The 20,607-nt window shown below is 63.3% G+C and carries 18 protein-coding genes; 10 read left to right on the forward strand and 8 right to left on the reverse strand.

Features of this window, described 5'->3' with window-relative positions; translation table 11 throughout:
• Positions 1-372 precede the first annotated feature (372 nt).
• The gene (locus IVA92_RS05890) at positions 373-1,608 is read right to left on the reverse strand and encodes an LLM class flavin-dependent oxidoreductase (RefSeq protein WP_247281998.1); all 1,236 of its coding nucleotides are present in this window, start codon (positions 1,606-1,608) and stop codon (positions 373-375) included.
• On the opposite strand from IVA92_RS05890, the gene IVA92_RS05895 reads away from it, so the two are divergent.
• Both IVA92_RS05895 and IVA92_RS05900 read left to right on the forward strand, forming a co-directional pair.
• A complete protein-coding gene (locus IVA92_RS05895) occupies positions 1,552-1,881 on the forward strand; it encodes a hypothetical protein (RefSeq protein ID WP_247282060.1) in 330 nt (109 codons plus the stop codon). The genes IVA92_RS05890 and IVA92_RS05895 overlap by 57 nt on opposite strands.
• Positions 1,882-2,217: 336 nt before the next feature.
• Positions 2,218-3,387 (forward strand): PHB depolymerase family esterase, encoded by a 1,170-nt coding sequence (locus tag IVA92_RS05900; protein WP_247281997.1) that lies wholly within the window; start codon positions 2,218-2,220, stop codon positions 3,385-3,387.
• A gap of 26 nt (positions 3,388-3,413) precedes the next feature.
• On the opposite strand, the gene IVA92_RS05905 is transcribed toward IVA92_RS05900, so the two are convergent.
• Positions 3,414-3,716, reverse strand: a complete 303-nt coding sequence (locus IVA92_RS05905) for a hypothetical protein (protein WP_247281996.1) — start codon at positions 3,714-3,716, stop codon at positions 3,414-3,416.
• 140 nt (positions 3,717-3,856) lie between these two features.
• Here IVA92_RS05905 and IVA92_RS05910 point away from each other — a divergent pair, with 140 nt between their 5' ends.
• Entirely contained in the window at positions 3,857-4,243 is a 387-nt protein-coding gene (locus IVA92_RS05910; RefSeq protein ID WP_247281995.1) for a helix-turn-helix domain-containing protein, read from the forward strand.
• A 4-nt stretch (positions 4,244-4,247) separates the two neighbouring features.
• Here IVA92_RS05910 and IVA92_RS05915 read toward each other — a convergent pair whose 3' ends face one another.
• A complete protein-coding gene (locus tag IVA92_RS05915) occupies positions 4,248-4,916 on the reverse strand; it encodes an MBL fold metallo-hydrolase (RefSeq protein ID WP_247281994.1) in 669 nt (222 codons plus the stop codon).
• A gap of 174 nt (positions 4,917-5,090) precedes the next feature.
• Here IVA92_RS05915 and IVA92_RS05920 point away from each other — a divergent pair, with 174 nt between their 5' ends.
• Entirely contained in the window at positions 5,091-6,692 is a 1,602-nt protein-coding gene (locus IVA92_RS05920) for an alpha-amylase family glycosyl hydrolase (RefSeq protein WP_247281993.1), read from the forward strand.
• A 166-nt stretch (positions 6,693-6,858) separates the two neighbouring features.
• On the opposite strand, the gene IVA92_RS05925 is transcribed toward IVA92_RS05920, so the two are convergent.
• The gene (locus IVA92_RS05925) at positions 6,859-8,559 is read right to left on the reverse strand and encodes an alpha-amylase family protein (RefSeq protein WP_247281992.1); all 1,701 of its coding nucleotides are present in this window, start codon (positions 8,557-8,559) and stop codon (positions 6,859-6,861) included.
• A gap of 289 nt (positions 8,560-8,848) precedes the next feature.
• Here IVA92_RS05925 and IVA92_RS05930 point away from each other — a divergent pair, with 289 nt between their 5' ends.
• Complete coding sequence (locus IVA92_RS05930) at positions 8,849-9,340, forward strand: MmcB family DNA repair protein (protein ID WP_247281991.1); 492 nt, start codon at positions 8,849-8,851, stop codon at positions 9,338-9,340.
• Between the two features lie 150 nt (positions 9,341-9,490).
• Here the strand turns inward: IVA92_RS05930 and IVA92_RS05935 are convergent, their stop codons facing one another.
• On the reverse strand, positions 9,491-10,045 hold the full coding sequence (locus IVA92_RS05935; RefSeq protein WP_275974801.1) for an ActR/PrrA/RegA family redox response regulator transcription factor: 555 nt from the start codon (positions 10,043-10,045) through the stop codon (positions 9,491-9,493).
• A gap of 103 nt (positions 10,046-10,148) precedes the next feature.
• Positions 10,149-11,471 carry an ActS/PrrB/RegB family redox-sensitive histidine kinase gene (locus IVA92_RS05940; protein WP_247281989.1) on the reverse strand — a complete coding sequence of 441 codons (1,323 nt, stop codon included), beginning with the start codon at positions 11,469-11,471 and terminating at the stop codon, positions 10,149-10,151.
• A 108-nt stretch (positions 11,472-11,579) separates the two neighbouring features.
• Between IVA92_RS05940 and IVA92_RS05945 the strand changes: the two genes are divergently transcribed.
• The 4 genes from IVA92_RS05945 (at position 11,580) to IVA92_RS05960 (ending at position 15,903) form a co-directional block, all read left to right on the forward strand.
• A complete protein-coding gene (locus IVA92_RS05945) occupies positions 11,580-12,383 on the forward strand; it encodes an ABC transporter ATP-binding protein (protein ID WP_247281988.1) in 804 nt (267 codons plus the stop codon).
• Positions 12,384-12,576: 193 nt separating this feature from the next.
• A complete protein-coding gene (locus IVA92_RS05950; protein ID WP_247281987.1) occupies positions 12,577-13,395 on the forward strand; it encodes an ABC transporter permease in 819 nt (272 codons plus the stop codon).
• Positions 13,396-13,517: 122 nt separating this feature from the next.
• Entirely contained in the window at positions 13,518-14,846 is a 1,329-nt protein-coding gene (phaZ, locus tag IVA92_RS05955) for a polyhydroxyalkanoate depolymerase (RefSeq protein WP_247281986.1), read from the forward strand.
• Between the two features lie 217 nt (positions 14,847-15,063).
• Positions 15,064-15,903, forward strand: a complete 840-nt coding sequence (locus IVA92_RS05960; RefSeq protein ID WP_247281985.1) for a SprT family zinc-dependent metalloprotease — start codon at positions 15,064-15,066, stop codon at positions 15,901-15,903.
• A 304-nt stretch (positions 15,904-16,207) separates the two neighbouring features.
• On the opposite strand, the gene IVA92_RS05965 is transcribed toward IVA92_RS05960, so the two are convergent.
• Positions 16,208-18,418 carry a penicillin-binding protein 1A gene (locus tag IVA92_RS05965; RefSeq protein ID WP_247281984.1) on the reverse strand — a complete coding sequence of 737 codons (2,211 nt, stop codon included), beginning with the start codon at positions 18,416-18,418 and terminating at the stop codon, positions 16,208-16,210.
• 168 nt (positions 18,419-18,586) lie between these two features.
• On the opposite strand from IVA92_RS05965, the gene IVA92_RS05970 reads away from it, so the two are divergent.
• Positions 18,587-19,012, forward strand: a complete 426-nt coding sequence (locus IVA92_RS05970; protein WP_247281983.1) for a DUF1330 domain-containing protein — start codon at positions 18,587-18,589, stop codon at positions 19,010-19,012.
• Between the two features lie 116 nt (positions 19,013-19,128).
• Here IVA92_RS05970 and IVA92_RS05975 read toward each other — a convergent pair whose 3' ends face one another.
• A complete protein-coding gene (locus tag IVA92_RS05975) occupies positions 19,129-20,355 on the reverse strand; it encodes an ABC transporter substrate-binding protein (protein ID WP_247281982.1) in 1,227 nt (408 codons plus the stop codon).
• Between the last annotated feature and the right edge of the window lie 252 nt (positions 20,356-20,607).

A 20,607-nucleotide genomic window follows, 5' to 3' on the forward strand; every position in this document is an offset into this window, starting at 1 on the left:
GATCGCTCCGGTTGGCGGACACGGTCAGCATAGCACAGCCGATTGCGATGACACGGCGGTCGTTTGCGCACAAAATCGTCACACGCGCGTCGTTGTCGTCCCGGCGAAGCCGGGACAATCGCATTTGAGAGCAGTCCTTGCGGCCGATCCTTCGAGACGCCCGCCTTTGGCGGGCCCTCAGGATGAGGACGGAGCGCGCGGCAGCAGATTCGGCGGACGCCGATGCCGCTTAGCCTGATCCTGAGGAGACCGCCACCGGGTCCGCGCAAAGCGCGGCCCGATGACAGGCTCCGCGATCGTCTCGAAGCACGAGGCGCTCGCTCAGGCGCCGCCAAGTATATGCGACAGCCCTGCGGGAGCGCAGATCGGCGCCTACCGCTTCGCCGCTTCCTTCTGCAAATCCGGTGCGTTCACGGCGGGAATCGCGACACGGCCGGGGCCAGTCACCTTCAGCGCCTCGGCGGCCTTCTCGTTCTCCATGATCTTGGCCATCACGGCCTGGCCCGCGCGCTCGAAGATCGCGCGATTCTCGATCACGAATTTTTGCGACTTGCGAAGACCGTCGATATAGCCGTTGATCTCCGGCACGACGTAGCGCGCGACCATGTCCCAGCTGCGGCGCGTATTCTCCGGATTGGCCCAGTCATGCACGAAGCCGATGATGGCGCCGACGCCGCCGGACACTTGCATCACATTCTTGATGGTTTTGACGAGATCGTCGGGCGTGCCGATGGTGGATGCCGCGCCTTCGACGAAGGCGGTCTTGTCCACGGCCTCATCAGGTGAGGAAAAAGCCGTGAGGCCCGGACGTTGCAACGTGCCGACATTATATTCGTTGTGCCAGCGCATCAGCCCTGCACCGGCCTCGCGGCGCGCCTGCTCGCGTGTCTCGGCGATATGCCAGGTCAGGAGCACGCGCCAGTCGGCGCGGCTCACATTGGTGCCGTGTTTTTTCGCCGCGTCCTCGGCGAACTGCCATTGCTGCTGCAGCGACATCAGTCCCTGCGTCGTCATCGAGCCCAGCGAGATGATGCCGATGCCGTATTTTCCGGCGAGCGTCATGCCGGAGGGAGAGATCTGCGAGGCCACCACGAACGGCATCTCCTCCTGCAAGGGTAGGATCTGGAGCGCGGCGTCGTTCATGGTGAACCAGTCGCTCTTCGCGGTGACGCGCTCGCCGTTGAAGAGGCGGCGGATCACGCCGATCGCCTCGTCCTGGCGGTCGCGCTGCGTCATCGGGTCGATGCCCAGCGTGTGCGCGTCGGACGCCAGCGCGCCCGGGCCGGAGCCGAAGATGGCGCGGCCGCCGGTCATATGGTCGAGCTGCACCATGCGCTGGGCGACGTTGAAGGGATGGTGATAGGGCAGCGACACCACCCCGGTGCCAAGCTTGATCCGCTTGGTGCGCTCGCCGGCCGCGGCCAGGAACATCTCGGGCGATGCGATCATCTCCCAGCCGGAGGAGTGATGCTCGCCGCACCAGAACTCGTCATAACCGAGGCTATCCAGCTGCTCGACCAGGTCGAGGTCGCGCCGGAACTGGAGCATCGGATGCTCCCCGATCGGATGATGCGGGGCAAGAAAGGCTCCAAACTTCAGGCGCGCCATGGCGTTCTCTCCGGCTTTGATTTTCTGTTTGTTGAAGCGGCGAGGCTACGTGCTCGCGGAAGCGAACGCAATCGTACGATGTCCCGCATGGCGGAATGCGCGCATGCGTCTGTCTTTTTCCTCCCCCATTCTTGCGTGCAGGCGCTTACGGCCGGGCTTGTCCCGGCCACCCGCGACCTTTGTCAGGGCACGAAGAACGTAGATGCCGTGCTCTGGCGCCGGAAGGCGATCGCGTTTGATCATTCACAGGAGATCGTCATGCTCGGACGGTAGCTGGCGCAGGGCGCGACCGCCGCCTTGATGGTGCGAGCAGGTGCCGGCGATCCTGCATCTGTTGGTCACCGACGATTGGGGCAGCCGCGCCTTCAGCGCGCGCAGGATTTCTCATCTCGCTTGGGCTGTCTGTCACATTGATCATGATCTGCGCCGCATTTCTGGCGTGAATGCGCCCCGCATCGGCACGAAGTCAGGGCATTGCGGTTAATGAGCGCAGATTCCACGGGAAATCCCGTCGATTTTGCAGGATTGACAGCACACGGCCTTTTTATTTCGCAATGCAGCAACTATCTGGTTTGGCTGGAGTTGAACCTCGCCCACCAGGAAGTTGCCGTGTCGTTAGCCAGAAATGTCGATCTCTTGAGACGTCTGCCAAAGCTGGACGGTCTGCGCTTTGCCGAACTCGGCCGCAGCGCAGGTTCATCCAGCCCACTGCAAGAGGTCACGGGCTTCGGTGTCAATCCCGGGACCTTGCGCATGTTCGCGTTCGTGCCGGCGCAGCTTCAGCAGCCGCGCGCGCTCGTCGTCGTGCTGCACGGCTGCGGCCAGACCGCTTCCGGCTACGATCTCGGCGCCGGCTGGTCGACGCTGGCGAAGCATTACGGCTTCGCGCTGCTGATGCCCGAGCAGCAGCGCATCAACAACGGCAACACCTGCTTCAACTGGTTCAATCCGGAAGACACCGCACGGGACAGCGGCGAGGCGCGTTCGATTCGCGAGATGATCGCGCACATGGTGGAAGCGCATCGCATCGACCCCAAGCGCATCTTCATCACCGGCCTGTCCGCCGGCGGCGGCATGACGTCGGTGATGCTCGCGACCTATCCGGAAGTCTTCGCGGCCGGCGCGATGATCGCCGGCTTGCCCTATGGCATTGCCTCGAACCTGCGCGAGGCGCTGGACGGCATGTTCCATTCCCCGGCGCGTCCGGCGCGCGAGCTCGGCGATCTCGTGCGCCGCGCCTCTGATCATCGTGGTCCCTGGCCGAAGGTGTCGGTGTGGCACGGCAGCGCCGACCGCACCGTCAACCCCGGCAATGCCAACGAGATCGTCAAGCAATGGCTCGATTTGCACGATCTGCCCGAGGTGCCGATGGCGGAGACCATTGTGGACGGCTATCCGCGTCAGGCCTGGTGGAACAAGGACGGCGAGACGCTGGTCGAGTCCTACGCCATCACCGACATGGCGCACGGCACGCCGCTCGGTCTCGCCGACAACGATCAGCGCTACGGCATGGAAGGCGCATTCCTGATCGAGGCCGGCATCTCCTCGTCCTATCACATCGCAAAGTTCTTCGGTCTCACCGGCTGGATTCCGGAGGCGGCAAAGAAGGCGCAAGCCAAGTCATCGAAGCCGGCGCTGACGCCCGCGCCGCATCTCGCCCGCTCGATCCTGACCGCTGTCGCCGAAAAGCCGGCCGAGCCGAAGCGCGAGAGAACACGCAGCTTCGATCTCGGCCGGATCATCACGCGCGCGCTGACGGCGGCGGGGTTGATGAAGTAGTTTGTCGCGCAGGCAGATGATACTCACTACGCCGTTGCGCCAATCATCTCGATCGGCGTCACCGTGACCTCGCCGCCGGCCACCTTGCGCGTCATCTCCTGATAGGCCCGAAAGAAGTCGCGCGATTGCAGGGTCTTTTGCGCGGTATCGTCCATGACGCTGGCGAGGTGGATATAGCTGCCGTCGTCGCGGTGCTTCAGGACACGATAGCCGATCCGCCCTTTCAGCTCCGGATCGCCGTCGATCGCCCTGATGAAACGGCCGACCTCCTGGTGCCAGGCCTCCGTCGTGCCGCTCCTGAATTCATACTTGATCATGAAGTGCTTCATGTGACGCTCCCTGTTCGTCATGTGCGTCAATCATCTGCGCCTTGCACGCGATCCTGCAAGTATGGACAAAATTGATAGTATGGATTTTTTCGGCGCCGCCCCTATTCTCGTGCAAGCTGGATGCGCATGGAGGAGACGAGATGGCCAAGGCACTGGTGAAGGCAACAGCGAACCCGGCGCGCACCTGTCCGGTCGCGGCGTTTCAGAAGATGATCAGCGGCAAGTACAAGCTGCGCATCGTCTGGGATTTGAAGGATGGTCCGCGCCGCTACGGCGAGATCAGGAGCGGTCTGCTGCGCGGCACGGAAGGCAGCGCGGAGATCACCCCGCGCGTGCTCAGCCGCGAATTGAAGGCGCTGACGGCGAGCGGCCTGATCGACCGCAAGGATTTTGGCGAGGTGCCGCCGAAGGTCGAGTATCGCCTGACTCGCAAGGGCAGGAGTTTTGTGCCGGTCGTCGCCGCGATCCGGGAATGGGGCGACCGTAACCTGAGCGAACCCGCGGCGCTGGCGGACGCCGCCGAGTAGAACCTTACATCTCGCCGGTGATGAACGGATTGGTCATCCGCTCCTGGCCGATGCTCGAGCCGGCGCCGTGTCCGCAGATGAAGCCGACGTCATCGCCGAGCGGCAAGAGCTTGGTCTTTATCGAATTGATCAGCGTGGCGTGACTGCCGCCGGGCAGGTCGGTGCGTCCGACCGAGCCGGCGAACAGGACGTCGCCGACATGCGCAAAACGCAAGTCCTTGTTGAAGAACACCACACTGCCGGGCGAGTGGCCGGGGCAGTGCAGGATGTCGAACTGCAAGCCGCCGATCGAGACGCTGTCGCCTTCGTCGAGCCAGCGGTCCGGCGCAAAGTTGCGCACCCCCGTCATGCCGAAGCGCGCGCCGCTCTCGACCACATTGTCGAGCAGGAACTTGTCCGTTTCATGCGGGCCCTCGATCGGCACCTTCAGCGCGTCGCGCAGATCGGCCGCGCCGCCGACATGGTCGATATGGCCGTGGGTCAGCCAGATCTTCTCCACGGTGACGCCGGTCTGCTTGATCGCATCCAGAATCTTCGGCACGTCGCCGCCGGGATCGATCACCACGGCCTTTTTGGAGGGCTCGTCCCAGATGATGGTGCAGTTCTGCTCGAACAGCGTCACGGGCACGATGATCGCGCCGGCTTTGGCTTTGGTGTCATTTTGCTCGGTCATGGCCTCACAATGCCGATTTTTGCCAGGCCGCCAAGCAAAAGATTCGGGCCAAACAGCCGGAACGAGACCGGGAACAATGGTCACACCGCCGTCCCAATTGATCTGCCAATTTGAACCGGGGCGTCGCTGTCGCGTTCTCCCGCGCGAGGGCGCAGATTTGGGTGGTCTTTCGGCATGGCTCAAGGCAATGCGAATTGGTGGCGCGACGGGATCTTCTATCAGATCTACCCGCGCTCGTTTCAGGATTCGAATGGCGACGGCGTCGGCGATCTCGCCGGCATCCTCAGGCGGCTGCCTTACGTCAAATCGCTCGGCGTCGACGCGATCTGGCTGTCGCCGATCTTTCCCTCGCCGATGGCGGATTTCGGCTACGACATTTCCGACTATACCGGCATCGAGCCGCTGTTCGGCACGATGGAAGATTTCGATGCGCTGCTCGCCGCCGCCCATGACAACGGCCTGAAGCTGATCCTCGACCTCGTTCCCAACCACACCTCGGACCAGCATCCCTGGTTCATCGAGAGCCGGTCCTCACGCGACAATCCCAAGCGCGACTGGTACATCTGGCGCCATCCGGCGCCGGATGGCGGCGTGCCGAACAACTGGTTGTCCGAGTTCGGCGGCAGCGCGTGGCAATTCGACGAGACCACGGGCCAATATTATTACCATGCTTTCCTGGCCCAGCAGCCGGATCTCAACTGGCGCAATCCGGAGGTTCGCACGGCGATCTACGACGTGATGCGGTTCTGGCTGGAGAAGGGCGTCGACGGCTTTCGCGTCGACGTGATTTGGCACCTGATCAAGGACGCCGAATTCCGCGACAATCCACCGAACCCGCACTACGTCGAGGGCCGGGCGCCGAACGAGAAGATCCTGACGCAATACTCGACCGATCAGCCGGAGGTGCATGACGTGATCGCGCAGATGCGGCGTGTCACCGATGCCTTTGGCGCGCGCGTCTTGATCGGCGAGATCTATCTGCCGCTGCATCGATTGGTGGCCTATTACGGCAACGATCTGACCGGCGCGCAGATGCCGTTCAACTTCGCGCTGCTCTCGACCTTCTGGAGCGCGCGCTCGATCGAGAAGATCATCGAGGATTACGAGAAGGCGCTGCCGCGCGGCGCCTGGCCGAACTGGGTGCTCGGCAATCATGACCGTCCGCGCGTTGCCAGCCGCGTCGGTCCCGAGCAGGCGCGTGTCGCCGCCATGCTGCTGCTGACGCTGCGCGGCACGCCGACGCTCTATTACGGCGACGAGATCGGCATGCATCAGCTCGCGATCGCGCCGGAGGACGTACGCGACCCCTTCGAGAAGAACGTGCCCGGCATCGGTGTCGGCCGCGACGGCTGCCGCACGCCGATGCAATGGGATTCCTCCAACTTCGCCGGCTTCTCGGAGGTCCGGCCATGGCTGCCTCTGCCGGAGGATCACATCCGCGAAAACGTCGTCAATCTCGAAGCCGATCCACGCTCGATCCTCACGCTATACAGGCGCCTGATCGCGTTGCGGAAAGCTTCCCCGCCGCTGGTCGCAGGTGATTATCACCCGATCTCGGCGCAAGGCGATCTGCTGATTTATCGCCGCGAGGCCGGCGGCAAGGCGGTGATCGTGGCGCTCAATCTCGGCGCCGATCCGATCGCTGTCACCACCAGCGCCATCCCCTTCGGCAGCGAGATCCTGCTGTCGACGTTTCTCGATCGCGAGGGGGAGAAGTTGGAGGGCGTGCTGGACTTGCGCGGCAACGAGGGCATGGTGCTGGCGCCGCCGACGTAGCCACGCTTTCGCCAGGAGAACGTCGGAAGAGTGACCACTGCTATCTCCCTGTCATTGCGAGCGCATCGAAGCAATCCAGACTGTCACCGCGGCGCGATTCTGGATTGCTTCGCTACCCTCGCAATGACGATCGTTGAAGCAGTGGAGCAGATTGCGGCTCTCGACGTCACCCCGGATGCTTCTTCGCCCGCACCGTGCTCCCGTCGATGTCGCTCCGCTTCAACAGATAATCCAGCCCGCCGACGCGGTACCAGCGATAGCCGTAGGGCTCCAGCACGACGCGGTGCTGGCCGCGCTTGTCGGCGTGGCTGTGGTCTTCCGCGAGCAGATTGACGAGGTGCGCGCCGGCCCCATCAGGCAATCCGGCCGAGAACGCGATCTCGCGCGGCTTCTCGTCGAGATTGTGCACGAACAGCACCGAATTGTTGCGCCAGTCATAGCGCATGATGAACACGGCGGGATCGCGCACAGGAATTATCGCGAAATCGCCCCAGCCGACTTCCGGCACCTCCTTGCGCATGCGCACGATGCGTTCGGTCCAGTTCAGCATCGAGTTGGGATCGCGCCGCTGCTTGGCAACGTTGACGTGGTCGTAGCCGTAAGGGCCCTTGTCGATGACGGGGCATGCCGGCTTGTTGCTCTTGGTGAAGCCGCCATGCGGCTCGGTCGACCATTGCATCGGCGTGCGCGCGCAGTTGCGTTCAGGCAGCGAGAGATCGTCGCCCATCGCGATCTCGTCGCCATAACGGATGACGGGCGTCCCCGGCAGCGTGCACATCAGGCTATAGGCGAGCTCGAGCCGCCGGCGGTCGCCGCCCAACATCGGTGCGAGGCGCCGCCTGATGCCGCGGTCGTAGAGCTGCATGTCCTTGTCGGGACCGAAGCATTTGAACACGATCTCGCGCTGTGCCTTGGTCAGGCGGCCGAGATCGAGCTCGTCGTGATTGCGCAGGAACAGCCCCCATTGCGCGGTGGCCGGCCGCGGCTTGGTCGCCTTCAGCGCCTTCGCCAACGGCCGCGAGTCGGCCGAGGCCAACGCGTAGAACAGGTTCTGGTTGACGTGGAAGTTGAACATCATGTGCATGCGATCGCCGTCGCGCCCGAAATATTCCATGTCCGTCTTCGGCAGCACGTTGGCTTCGGCAAGGATGATGGCGTCGCCCTGGCGCCATTGCAGGAATTCGCGGAAGGCGCGCAGCATGTCGTACTGCTCGACCGGCTTCCTCACTTTCGCGCCCTTGGTCGCGATCACGAAGGGCACGGCATCCATGCGGAAGCCGGAGACGCCGAGCTGGATCCAGAACCCCATGATCTTGAGGATCTCGGCCTGCACGCGCGGGTTTGAGGTGTTGAGATCGGGCTGGAAATCGTAGAAGCGATGAAAGTACCAGGCACCGGCTTCCTTGTCGCGCGTCCATGTCGATTTCTGCACGCCTGGAAACACCATGCCCTCGTTGGCGTTGGCCGGCTTCTTGTCGGACCAGACATACCAGTCGCGATAGGGCGAGTTCTTGTCGCGCCGCGCCTCCTTGAACCAGGGATGCTGGTCCGAGGTGTGGTTGACCACGAGATCGATGATGATTCGGATGCCGCGCTGCTTGCAGCCATGGGCGAACTCGACGAAATCGCCGAGCGTGCCGTAGCGGGAATCGACGCTGTAATAGTCTGCGATGTCATAGCCGTCGTCGCGGCCCGGTGAGGTCTGGAACGGCATCAGCCAGATCGTGGTGATGCCAAGCCCGTGCAGATAGTCGAGCCGGCGGAGCAAGCCCTTGAAGTCGCCGATGCCGTCGCCGTTGGCGTCCATGTAGGAGCCGACGGACAGGCAGTAGATTATGCCGTTCTTGTACCAGAGATCGTCGATCATGCGCCGCAGCCTCGATGGATCCGCCCGGGCGCGGCGGCTGCGTGATAAGTGTGAAGGAGAAGGGAGGTTCCGCCCTCTCGCCTCACACTCGCTGTCGTCCCGGGGCGCGTAGCGAGCCCGAGACCCTTAACCCCCAGGGAGAAGTTTGGCGAAGATTCGAAGTGACCGTCTTCGTTAAGCAACCACTTCCTGTGGTTATGGATTCCGGGCTCGCCCCAAGCGGGCGCGCGCCGGAATGACGGGTGGGGAGACAGTGTCCGTCCCTCACGGAATCGGCTATCCTCCTCCCATGGACAACACCGCCCGCAACATCGCTCTCGTACCGCCGCCGGACCGTCGCCAGTCGGAGACGGCGCTTGCGGTTGCGCGCGGGACGGCGCGGCTGTTGCGATCGCTCGGCTTCTCATGCATCAGCGAATTGCCGCTGCCGTCGGGCCGCCGCGCCGATCTCGTCGCGTTGAACGAGCGCGGCGAGGTCTGGATCGTCGAGATTAAGTCGTCGGTGGAGGATCTGCGCGCCGATCAGAAATGGCACGAATACCGCGCTCATTGCGACCGGCTGTTCTTCGCCTTCACGCAGGATCTGCCGTGCGAGATCTTTCCTGAAGATACCGGCCTCATCATTGCCGACGCCTATGGCGCGCACATGCATTGCGAGGCGCCCGAGCACAAGCTTGCTGCCGCCACGCGCAAGCAGATGACGGTGCGCTTCGCGATGGCGGCAGCGCTGCGGATCAACCGCCTGGTCGATCCGCAGGGACACGCGGATTTCTGGGAGTAGGGCGCACTCGTGTCCCGGACGCGCTGCAGCTGAACGCTGCGGCGCAGAGCCGGGACCCAGAAGGCGACAATGTATGCTGAGGCATGGGCCCCAGCTCAGCAGCGCACCACTTCGTGCTGCGCTGCGTCCGGGGCGCAAGTGCGGCGAAAACTACCTCGGCGCGCGCTTGGCCAAAATCCGCTGCAACGTGCGGCGGTGCATGTTCAGCCGGCGCGCCGTCTCCGAGACGTTGCGGTTGCACATTTCGTAGATGCGCTGGATGTGTTCCCAGCGCACGCGGTCGGCGGACATCGGATTGGTCGGCAGTTCGGATTTCTCCGCGCTGGTCGAGAGCAGCGCCGCGACGACGTCGTCGGCGTCCGCGGGTTTCGAGAGATAATCGACCGCGCCCATCTTTACCGCGGTCACGGCGGTGGCGATGTTGCCATAGCCGGTCAGCACGATCGCGCGCGCGTCCGGGCGCTTCTTCTTCAGCGCCGAGACCACGTCAAGGCCGTTGCCGTCGCCGAGCCGCAAATCCACCACGGCGAAGGCCGGTGCCGATTTGCCGATCTGCGCAAGACCGTCCGAGACGGTGTCGCAGGATGTCACGGCAAAGCCCCGCGTCTCCATCGCGCGCGACAGCCGCTCCAGAAACGGCTTGTCGTCCTCCACGATGAGAAGCGAGCGGTCGGTCTGTTCGTTCAGTTCGGCGATGGCGTTCAAGGTGTTGTCCTCTCTCCAGCGCATTGACATATGGCGTCGCAATCGTTCGGTGCCAAGGCGGCCAATAGTCGATCGGCCCCGTTGTGCGACGCAAGGTCGCGGCCTATCCTATTGTTTCTTCAAGCGTCTCGATAGCCTCAAAACGCTCTCGCGGCCAATTGATCTGGACCACCGCGCCGTGATCCGGAAAGGTCCGGTTGGTAAAGGAGACCTTGGCGCCGGTGCGTTCGAGCAGTGTGCGCGCGATGAACACGCCGAGACCGAGGCCGCGCCGCTCGCCGCCGCCTTCATCCTGGGTGCGCCGCCGCGACAGATAGGGCTCACCGATCCGGTTGAGGATGTCGGGCGGGATGCCGGGACCGTCGTCGGAGATCACGAGTTCGATATGGTCCTTGTTCCACCAGGCGTTCACCTCAACGGTGGTGCGAGCGAAATCGACTGCGTTCTCGACGATGTTGCCGATGCCATAGAGGATCGCGGGGTTGCGTGAGCCGACCGGCTCGGCCGCGACGGCCACCGCGATCCGCACCTTGATCTCGACACCGAAGTCGCGATGTGGCGCAACCACCTCCTCGATCAGCTCCGACAGCTTCATGCGGTCGAACGGCGCGCCGGTGGAGGACAGCTGCGTGATCTTGCTCAATATGTCGCGGCAGCGCTGGGTCTGCTCGCGCAGGGTTTTCAGGTCGGCGGCGATGGTCGGATCGTTCACCGTCTTTTCCAATTCGCGCGAGATCAGGAAGATGGTCGCGAGCGGCGTGCCGAGCTCATGCGCGGCTGCGGCAGCTAATCCGTCGAGCTGGGTCAGATGCTGCTCGCGCGTCAGCACGAGCTCGGTTGCAGCCAGCGCGTCCGCGAGCTTGCGCGCCTCCTCGGTCACCTGGAAGGAGTAGAGGCTGGTGACGCCGATCGCGAGCGCGATCGAGAGCCAGACGCCGATGAGATAGATCGGCGGCAGCACCAGGGGATCATCGGAATCCCAGGGCAGCGGCAGATGAAAGAAGAACAGGATCGAGGCGCAGGCAACGGCAAGCAGGCCGAGGCCAAAGGTGAAGCGGGCGGGCAGCGCCGTGGCCGAGATCAGCACGGGTGCGAGGAACAGGAACGAGAACGGGTTCTGGAGGCCGCCGGTGAAGAACAAAAGCCCAGCCAATTCCACGATGTTGAGTGCCAGCAGTCCGGCCGCCTGCATCGGCTCCAACCGCTGCATTGGATTGGCCACCGTCTGGAGCGCCAGGTTGAGTGCTGCCGACAGGAAGATGATGCTGACGCAGGGGACGATCTCGACGTTGAATTCCAGCCCCTGCGCCACGATGAAGATCGCGGCGAGCTGCCCCAGCACCGCGAGCCAGCGCAGCCGCAGGATCGTGTCCAGGCGGATATGCCGCTGCGCGTGGCGAAAGCCGGAATCGGCAATTTCGGTCATGTCGGCCAATGTGGCGGTGCCTTCTCGATCACAAGCGCTGGGCTCACGGAACCACCCAGGAATTACAAGCCTTGCGCTATCGGCTGCAATAGCAGAAGAACGGCCAGCATGACTGAGAATGACAAGGCTTCAAGTCGGCCGACTGTCGCGGATCGCAGCGCACCTGCGGCGATTGCGGTCGATCATCTCGTCAAGGTCTACAAGCAGACCCGCGCCGTCGACGATATCTCCTTTTCGTTGCCGCGCGGCAGCATCACCGGGCTGCTTGGCGGCAACGGCGCCGGCAAGACCACGACCATTGCGATGATCATGGGCCTGGTGCTGCCGACCTCCGGCCGTGTGCAGGTGCTCGGGCGAAGGATGCCTGAGGAGAGCGCGTCCGTGCTGGGGCGGATGAATTTCGAGAGCCCCTATGTCGACATGCCGATGCGGCTCACGGTGCGACAGAACCTCACCATCTTCGGCAAGCTCTACGCGGTGAAGAACCTGTCCGAGCGCATCGCCGAGCTCGCCGATGATCTCGACCTCAGCGATTTCATCGATCGCGCCAACGGCAAGCTCTCCGCCGGGCAGAAGACCCGCGTCGCGCTCGCGAAAGCGCTGATCAACCAACCCGAGCTGCTCTTGCTGGACGAGCCGACCGCCTCGCTCGATCCTGACACCGCCGATTGGGTGCGGGCGCATCTGGAGCGCTATCGCAGGCAGCACCACGCCACCATCCTGTTGGCCTCGCACAACATGCTCGAGGTCGAGCGGCTCTGCGATCGCGTCATCATCATGAAGCGCGGCCGCATCGAGGACGACGACACGCCTGAGGCGATCATGGCCCGCTACAACCGCACCACGCTGGAGGAGGTGTTTTTGGACGTCGCACGCGGGCGGGTGAACGGTGCGAAGGAGGCGGCGAAGTGAGAGTGAGAAGGCAGCGGGTGCTCCTTTCGTCACTGCGAGCGAAGCGAAGCGATCCAGAATCTTTCTGCAGAAGGAGTCTGGATTGCTTCGTCGCATCAGCGCAAAATTGCTACACAATTTTGTCGCGAGCTCCTCGCAATGACGTCTTGGATAGATCGTGCGCGGCATTTCCATCGCTATGCGGGAGGGCGCCATGAGCCAGCTCTCGCTCCGCCGCGGCATCTCCGCCCATCGCATCGGCGCGATGATCCTGCGCTATTGGTATCTGCTGATGTCGTCCTGGCCGCGGCTGCTCGAGCTCTTGTATTGGCCGGCGCTGCAAGTCATCACCTGGGGCTTCCTCCAGCTCTATATCGCCGAGAATGCCAATTTCTTCGCGCGCGCCGGCGGCACGCTGATCGGCGCCGTTATCCTCTGGGACATTCTGTTCCGTGGGCAACTCGGCTTCTCCATCTCGTTCCTCGAAGAGATGTGGGCACGCAACATCGGCAACCTCATGATGAGCCCCTTGAGGCCGATCGAATTTCTGCTGTCGCTGATGGTGATGAGCCTGATCCGGCTCGCGATCGGGATCATTCCGATGACGCTGCTCGCGCTGTTCCTGTTTCACTTCAATGTTTATGCCCTCGGCCTGCCACTGATCGCCTTCTTCTGCAATCTGATCTTCACGAGCTGGTCGGTCGGCATCTTCGTCTCGGGCCTGGTGCTGCGAAATGGCCTCGGCGCCGAGAGCATCGTCTGGACCTTGATGTTCGCAATCCTGCCGCTCGCCTGCGTCTACTATCCCGTCAGTGTGCTGCCTGCCTGGCTGCAATACGTCGCCTGGGCGTTGCCCCCGACCTATGCCTTCGAGGGAATGCGCGCGCTCCTGATCGAGCAAACCTTTAGGACCGATCTGATGCTGGAGGCGTTGGCCATCAACGCAGTGCTGCTGGTCGCATCTTTTGGGGCATTCCTTGCCCTATTGCGAAGCGCCAGGAAGCACGGTTCGCTGCTCTCGGCTGGCGAATAACGTCACTTTCCCGTGGATTCATGCTGGTTTTGGCGCTTCCGCTACGTAGATGTACGGAACCATGCATTGACGCAATATTGCGCATTCGGCAGTATGCTGCGATGCGAAGAGGGATATGAGCGATGCCTATTGGTGAGTTTGGCGGCGCGCCGCCCCTGGCGGCTGAAGGCAGTCCGGTCCTGACGACGCCGATGTACTGGATGTACGAGATGGCGCAAGCCTCTCTCAATCCGGCGCGCGCGGTCACCGATGCGACCAAGCTCCTGTTTCAGAATCCTCTCAATCCCTGGGCGCGTACCGAGGTCGGCAAGTCGGTCGCCGCGGCCTGCGAATTGTTCGAGCGCACCACGCGCCGCTACGGCAAGCCGGAATGGGGCCTCAACGACACCGAGGTCAATGGCATCCGCGTCCCCGTCGAGATCCGTTCGGTCTGGGAAAAGCCGTTCTGCAAGCTGCTCTATTTCGATCGCAAGTTCGCTCGCCCCTTGCGCAGTCCGCAGCCGCGCGTGCTGATCGTGGCACCGATGTCCGGCCATTATGCGACGCTGCTGCGCGGTACGGTCGAGGCCTTTCTGCCCGCGCATGAGGTCTACATCACCGATTGGGCCGATGCCCGCATGGTGCCGCTCAGCGAGGGCCGCTTCGATCTCGACGACTACATCGACTATGTCATCGAGATGCTGCACGTTCTCGGCGGCAACACCCACGTTATGGCGGTGTGCCAGCCCTCCGTCCCCGTCGTCGCCGCCGTCTCGATCATGGAAGCACGGCGTGATCCCTTTGTGCCGACCTCGATGACGCTGATGGGCGGGCCGATCGATACCCGCCGCAATCCGACCGCGGTGAACAACCTCGCCCAGGAGCGCGGCATCGACTGGTTCCGCAACCACGTCATCACCAAGGTGCCGTTCCCGCATCCGGGCATGATGCGCGATGTCTATCCGGGATTCTTGCAGCTCAACGGCTTCATCAGCATGAATCTCGACCGGCATATGGATGCCCACAAGCAGCTCTTCGCCAATCTGGTGAAAGGCGACGGCGATCTCGTCGACAAGCATCGCGAATTCTACGACGAATATCTCGCAGTCATGGATCTCTCCGCGGAGTATTATCTGCAAACCGTCGACACCGTGTTCGTGAAGCACGCACTGCCGAAGGGCGAGATGACCCATCGCGGAACACGCGTCGATCCTTCCAGGATCACGCGCGTGGCCTTGATGACGGTCGAAGGCGAGAAGGACGATATCTCCGGCCTCGGTCAGACCGAAGCAACGCACACTTTGTGCAGCGGGATTCCCGATCATCGCCGCGTTCATTACGTCCAGAAGGGCGTCGGGCATTACGGCGTGTTCAACGGCTCGCGTTTCAAGTCGGAAATCGTGCCGCGGATCCATGATTTCATGGTGTCGGCGGCGAATCCGACCTCGCTGCAGGCGCTCGCGGCCGAATAGTCGCGTATTTCGGCTTTCCCGTCGAAAATTCCTGCCCTGCCGGGGCCTTTTGGAGCGGGCGGTTCCGTCCAGATTCGCGGTATTAAGGTAACCTCAAAGGAGTGAGTCGCTACTCACCCCTTGGGGGTGCCGCATGCGTCCAGCGGGGAGGAAAATTGATGGTTCCAACCCCAGTCTGTAGGGTCTCCCGGACGCCTGACCGCTGTATATTGGGCAAATGATTTGTTTTTGCGCCGAGCGCTTCCCATGGCGGCGGTTATGGCAGAATCGGGGCGCCCTCCTGCCCCCCGGACTGACAGACATGGCCACTCGCGCGCTCCTTTATCGGCGGCCCCACGAACCAAAGACCCTCGTCATCACCCACGGCTCGCAATTTTTTGCGATCCGGCTGCGCCGCCACAGACGCGCGCGACGCTATACGCTCAGAATCCATCCGAGCGATCGCGAAGCCATCCTCACCATGCCGCCGCGCGGCACGCTCGCCGAAGCAAAAGACTTCGCGCAGCGTCACGGCGCTTGGATCGCCGCACGCCTCGGCCGGTTGCCGAAGGCGGCTCCGTTCCAGCCAGGCACGGTGATACCGTTGCGCGGCACGCCCCATCGCATCGTTCATCGCGCCGGCCAGCGCGGCACGGTGTGGACCGAGATGCGCGAGTCCGGCGAACGCATTCTCTGCGTCGCCGGTGGTCTCGAGCATGTCGACCGCCGCGTCAGCGACTTCCTCAAGCGTGAGGCGCGCCGCGATCTCCAGCGCTCAGCCGAGGCCTACGCGGCCGAGCTTGGCGTCAGGGTCAAGCGGCTCTCGATCCGCGACCAGTCCAGCCGCTGGGGCTCCTGCACCTCGGCGGGCTCGCTGTCGTTCTCCTGGCGGCTGATCCTCGCACCGCCCTTCGTGCTCGACTACCTCGCCGCCCACGAGGTCGCCCATCTCGTCGAGATGAACCACTCGGCGCGGTTCTGGCGCGTCTGCGGTAAGATCTGCCCGTCGATGGAACGCGCCAAGAAGTGGCTCGACACGTGCGGGAATGATCTGCACCGGTATGGGGTCGAGGATTAGGCCCTGCTTTTGCTGGAAGGTGTCATTGTCGGCCTTGTCGGCGCTTGCGCACTGGAGCGGGCGATCCGGTATTCGAGAGGCAGTGATTGTTTGGTCGAGAGGCTGCGGCGCGCTGGATTCACCGCCCAGCCATCATCGGCCTCCGTCGAACGCTGCTGTTTTGCCCCGACGTGTCAAATGGTCTTGCCGCCAGCGTCAGCTGTTTTGCGATCCGCGTAAGCCGTTGATTCCTCTATCACCGGCTACTGTGCATGGGGTTGTTTTCGCAGTTTTGTTTTGATGCGCTCAGGACCTCAACCCGAATCTACCTGGTCCCGCCGAACAGCCGGTCCATCAACCAGCCGTCGAGCCCTGCCGCCGCCTCGGGGCGTACATTGGCGCGCGTGGGAGGCGGCGGGCGATAGCCGCCATTGTTCGTCGGTGCAGGTCCGGCCGCTGTCGGCGGGGAGACTTGCGAGGCGGCCTGCGCAAGGTTCGAAAGGCCCCAGCCGCCTGGTGAGCTCGGCAAGGCGGCCACCGGCACACCCTCATGTGCCGTGCGCATGAAGCGCGTCCAGACTTCCACCGGCAGCCCGCCGCCGGTGGCCTTCTTGGTCGGCGAGTTGTCGTCATTGCCGAGCCAGACGCCGGTGACGAGGTTGGCGGTGTAGCCGATGAACCAGGCGTCGCGGTAATCCTGGCTGGTGCCAGTCTTGCCGGCCGCCGGCCAGCCCGGGATCTCGGCCTTCTTGGCGGTGCCGTTGATCAAGGTCTCCCGCATCATCGTGTTCATCATGCCGACATAGCGCGGGTCGATCACCTGGTTGCGCTCGTCCGGCTGGCGCATGTAGAGCAGCTTGCCGCCGAGCGTCTTGATCCGCGTCACGACATGCGGCGCCACCGCGAGGCCGCCATTGGCGAACGGCGCATAGGCGCCGACCAACTCGACGACAGAGACTTCCGATGTTCCGAGCGCGATCGAGGCGTTCGGCTCGAGCTTCGAGGAGATGCCGAGCCGGTGCGCCGTGCGCACCACGTTCTTCGGTCCGACCTCGAGGCCAAGGCGGATCGCGACCGTGTTGAGCGACATCGCCAGCGCCTGCGTCAGCGTCACCGCGCCGAAATATTCGTGGGTGTAGTTCTCAGGCCTCCAGCCCTTGACCTCGATCGGGGCGTCCTGGCGAACGGTATCCGGCGTCAGCCCCTGCTCGAGCGCCGTCAGGTACACGAACGGCTTGAACGAGGAGCCCGGCTGGCGCTTTGCGGTGACCGCGCGGTTGTACTGGCTCTCGGAATAGTTCCGTCCGCCGACCATGGCGCGTACCGCGCCGTCAGGCGTCATCGCCACCAGCGCACCCTGGCTGACGTTGAACTTCACGCTCTTGGCCGCGAGCTCGTCGATGATGGCGGCTTCCGCCACGCTCTGCAGCTTCGGATCGATCGTGGTTTCAACCTTGATGCTCTCGTCGATCTGGCCGACGAGATCGTCCAGCACCTCGCCGATCCAGTCGGCGACGTAATTGACCGTTCCGGCGCCGACCGGCTTCACGTTATAGGAGGGATGGCCGATCGAGGCCTTGGCTTGCGCGTCGGTGATGAATTTCGCATCCGCCATCGCCGCGAGAACGATTTGTGCGCGCGCTTCCGCGCCCTCGGGATTGCGATTCGGCGCAAGACGCGAGGGCGATTTGACGAGGCCCGCCAGCATCGCGGCTTCGGCGATCGTCACGTTCTTGGCCGACTTGCCGAAATAGCGCTGCGCCGCGGCCTCGACCCCATAAGCGCCGGAGCCGAAATAGACGCGGTTGAGGTAGAGCTCCAAAATCTCGTTCTTGGAATGCTTGCGCTCCAGCCAGATCGCGAGCTCCGCCTCCTGCAGCTTGCGCTGCATGGTTCGCTCCTGGGTCAGGAACAGGTTTTTGGCGAGCTGCTGCGTCAGCGTCGAGCCGCCCTGCGAGACGCCGCGATGGAGCACGTTGGTGACGAGGGCGCGCAGGATGCCGACCGGGTCGATGCCGAAATGGGAATAGAAGCGGCGGTCCTCGATGGCGATGAACGCCTTGGGCAGATAGGGCGGCAGGTCTTTCAGCGCGACGTTGGCGCCGGCCATCTCGCCGCGCTGCGCCAGCATGCTGCCGTCGATGCCGACGATCTGGATCGTCGGCGGGCGCTTAGGGATTTCCAGCGACTGGATCGGCGGCAGATGGGCGCCAACATAGATCACGACGCCGATCACGGCGATCACGCCCCACAAGCTCAGCACCGCGCTCCAATAGACCAGACGGCCGAGGCTGAAGCCTCCGCGCGACTTTGCCCGTCGCTTGGCGCTGCCGGGGCCGGCCGATACCTTGCGCTCGCGCGGCGGCTCGTCGCCGGCATCGTCGCTCTTGCGCTTGGCGGATGATTTCGCTGATTTCTTCGGCTTGTCGTCGCCACCGGGAATGCGGTCCGCCGCGGTCAGGCGCAGGTCGGCGAGCGCCGCAGGCAAGCCGAATAGCGGCTCCTTCCGCCCACCCTTCTTCTTTCCCCACGCCATACGCCAAACGCCCGGTCAGCCCACCCCGCCGCACGCTAGCGGTCGCTGTTTAAGGCCCGGTTACCCAGAACTTAACGCGCAATTAGGAGGTGCGGCATTCGCCGGCCGCAGTTCCGCTTCTGGAGCGCCAGAGCTAGGATCGCTCGCATCAAGAAAAAGGAAACTCGCATGGGCCATATCGATCCGACCAAGGAGATCTTCGCGCATTTCCGGGAGAACGACCGCCCGGGCCCGATCCACATGCTCAATCTGGTGCGGCTACGCAAAGAGGCAGCCTATCCGGACGGCCGCAAGGCGAGCGGCGCCGAAGCCTATGCGGCCTATGGCCGCGAGAGCGGCCCGGTGTTCGAACGCCTCGGCGGCCGCATCGTCTGGCAAGGCAAATTCGAGCTGATGCTGATCGGTCCCCAGGAGGAGCGCTGGGACCATTGCTTCATCGCCGAATATCCGAGCGTCTCAGCCTTCGTCGAGATGATCCGCGATCCCGTCTATCGCGAGGCCGTGAAGCATAGGCAGGCAGCGGTGGAGGATTCGCGCCTGATCCGACACGCGGTGTTGCCGGTGGGGAAGAATTTTGGGGAGATACCGGAGTAGGCCCCGTCATTCCGGGGCGATGCGAATGCATCGAATGATGGTGCGCACTTGCGCACCTGAGAATCTCGACATTCCGGGTCTGGCGCTTGCGCGCCATCCCGGAATGACCGTTTAGCCTAGCCCGACGGCCCCGTGTCCTCGATGACCGGCCCGAACAGCTCCCAGCGTTCGCCGTTGAATTTCATCATCTGCATCTGCTTGTTGACGCGGTAGTCGTTGGGACCGGTGGTGATCTTGATGCCGGGCAGCGCCAGGCTCGGCGTATAGCCCTTGATGTTGGCGACCTGCTTCATGACGTTCTCACGCGTCAGGTCGTCGCCGCATTGCTTCAGCACCTGGACCAGGAGCTCCGCCACCGAATAGGCATAGGTGTTCACGGTGTTGAGCTTGTCGCCTTCCGGGAAATACTTGTCCATGAAAGCGAAGAAGGCCTTCACACCCGGATCGTCCTTCCACTGGGGATCGCCGGGGTCCTTGCCGTAATTGGTCGAGATGATGCCCTTGGAAATATCGAGGCCGGCCGGCTTCAGCGTCGCCGACACCGGGCTCGCATTGATGTCGAGGATATGCACCGGAGACCAGCCGAGGTCGGCGAGCTTCTTGATCGCCTGCGCCGCGAATTTCGGCGTCGAGGCGTCATAGAACAGGTCGACGCCCATCGACTTCAGCTTGACCACCTGGGAGTCAACGGTCGGATCGGTGACCTCGTAGGAGACCTCGCCGACGATCATGCTGGCGGCCTTGTCACCCAGGCCGCTCTTGAGGCCCGCGAGATAGTCGCGGCCCATGTCGTCGTTCTGGTAGAGCACGCCGATCTTGGCGTTGGGGTGGTTGGCGAGAATGTACTTGGCGTAGATCCTTCCTTCGGACACGTAGTTCGGATTGTAGGCAATGGTCCAGGGAAAGTTCTGCGGATCGTTGAAGCGCGCGGCGCCGGTGGACGCCAGCAGTTGCGGCACCTTCTTGCCGTTGAGATATTTTTGCACGGCGGCATTGGCTGCGGTGCCGATCAGCTGGAAGGTGAACAGCACCTCGTCGCCTTCGACCAGCTTGCGCACCTGCTCGACCGTCTTCGGCGGCGAATAGGCATCGTCATACTGGATCAGATTGATCTTGCGGCCGTTGATGCCGCCCTGATCGTTGATCATCTTGAAATAGGCGGCCTGGGTCTTGCCGATATTGGCGTAGACCGAGTAGGCACCGGAGAACGGAACGGTCTGGCCGATCTTGATCTCGGTGTCGCTCGCGCCGGTGTCGTATTTCTTCTGGGCGAGGGCTTGGCTTGCGGAGAATGCGAAGGCGAGCGCCGCCGTGGCAGCTAGGAAGGCTCTGCGATTGTCCATGTTGGTTCGTTCCTCCTGACGGAATTTTCGATCGATGGTCTTTGTCCGTTGATGCAACGGTCGCCATCGCTGCCGAAGATTGTGGAGGAACGTTCGCCGCCGCGCAAGGATCACGGCGCTGCGCCGTAGCGTCTCACGCTAAAAACTAGGCCAGGAACAATGCCACTAGCGCAACCGCCGCCGGCCGCGATCACGCACGGCTTGGTCTGGAACGCTAAGGCGGGATTGCCGTGGACGAGAGCGCAGAGGTTG

The sequence above is a fragment of the Bradyrhizobium sp. 154 genome (assembly GCF_023073875.1).
Lineage (GTDB): Bacteria > Pseudomonadota > Alphaproteobacteria > Rhizobiales > Xanthobacteraceae > Bradyrhizobium.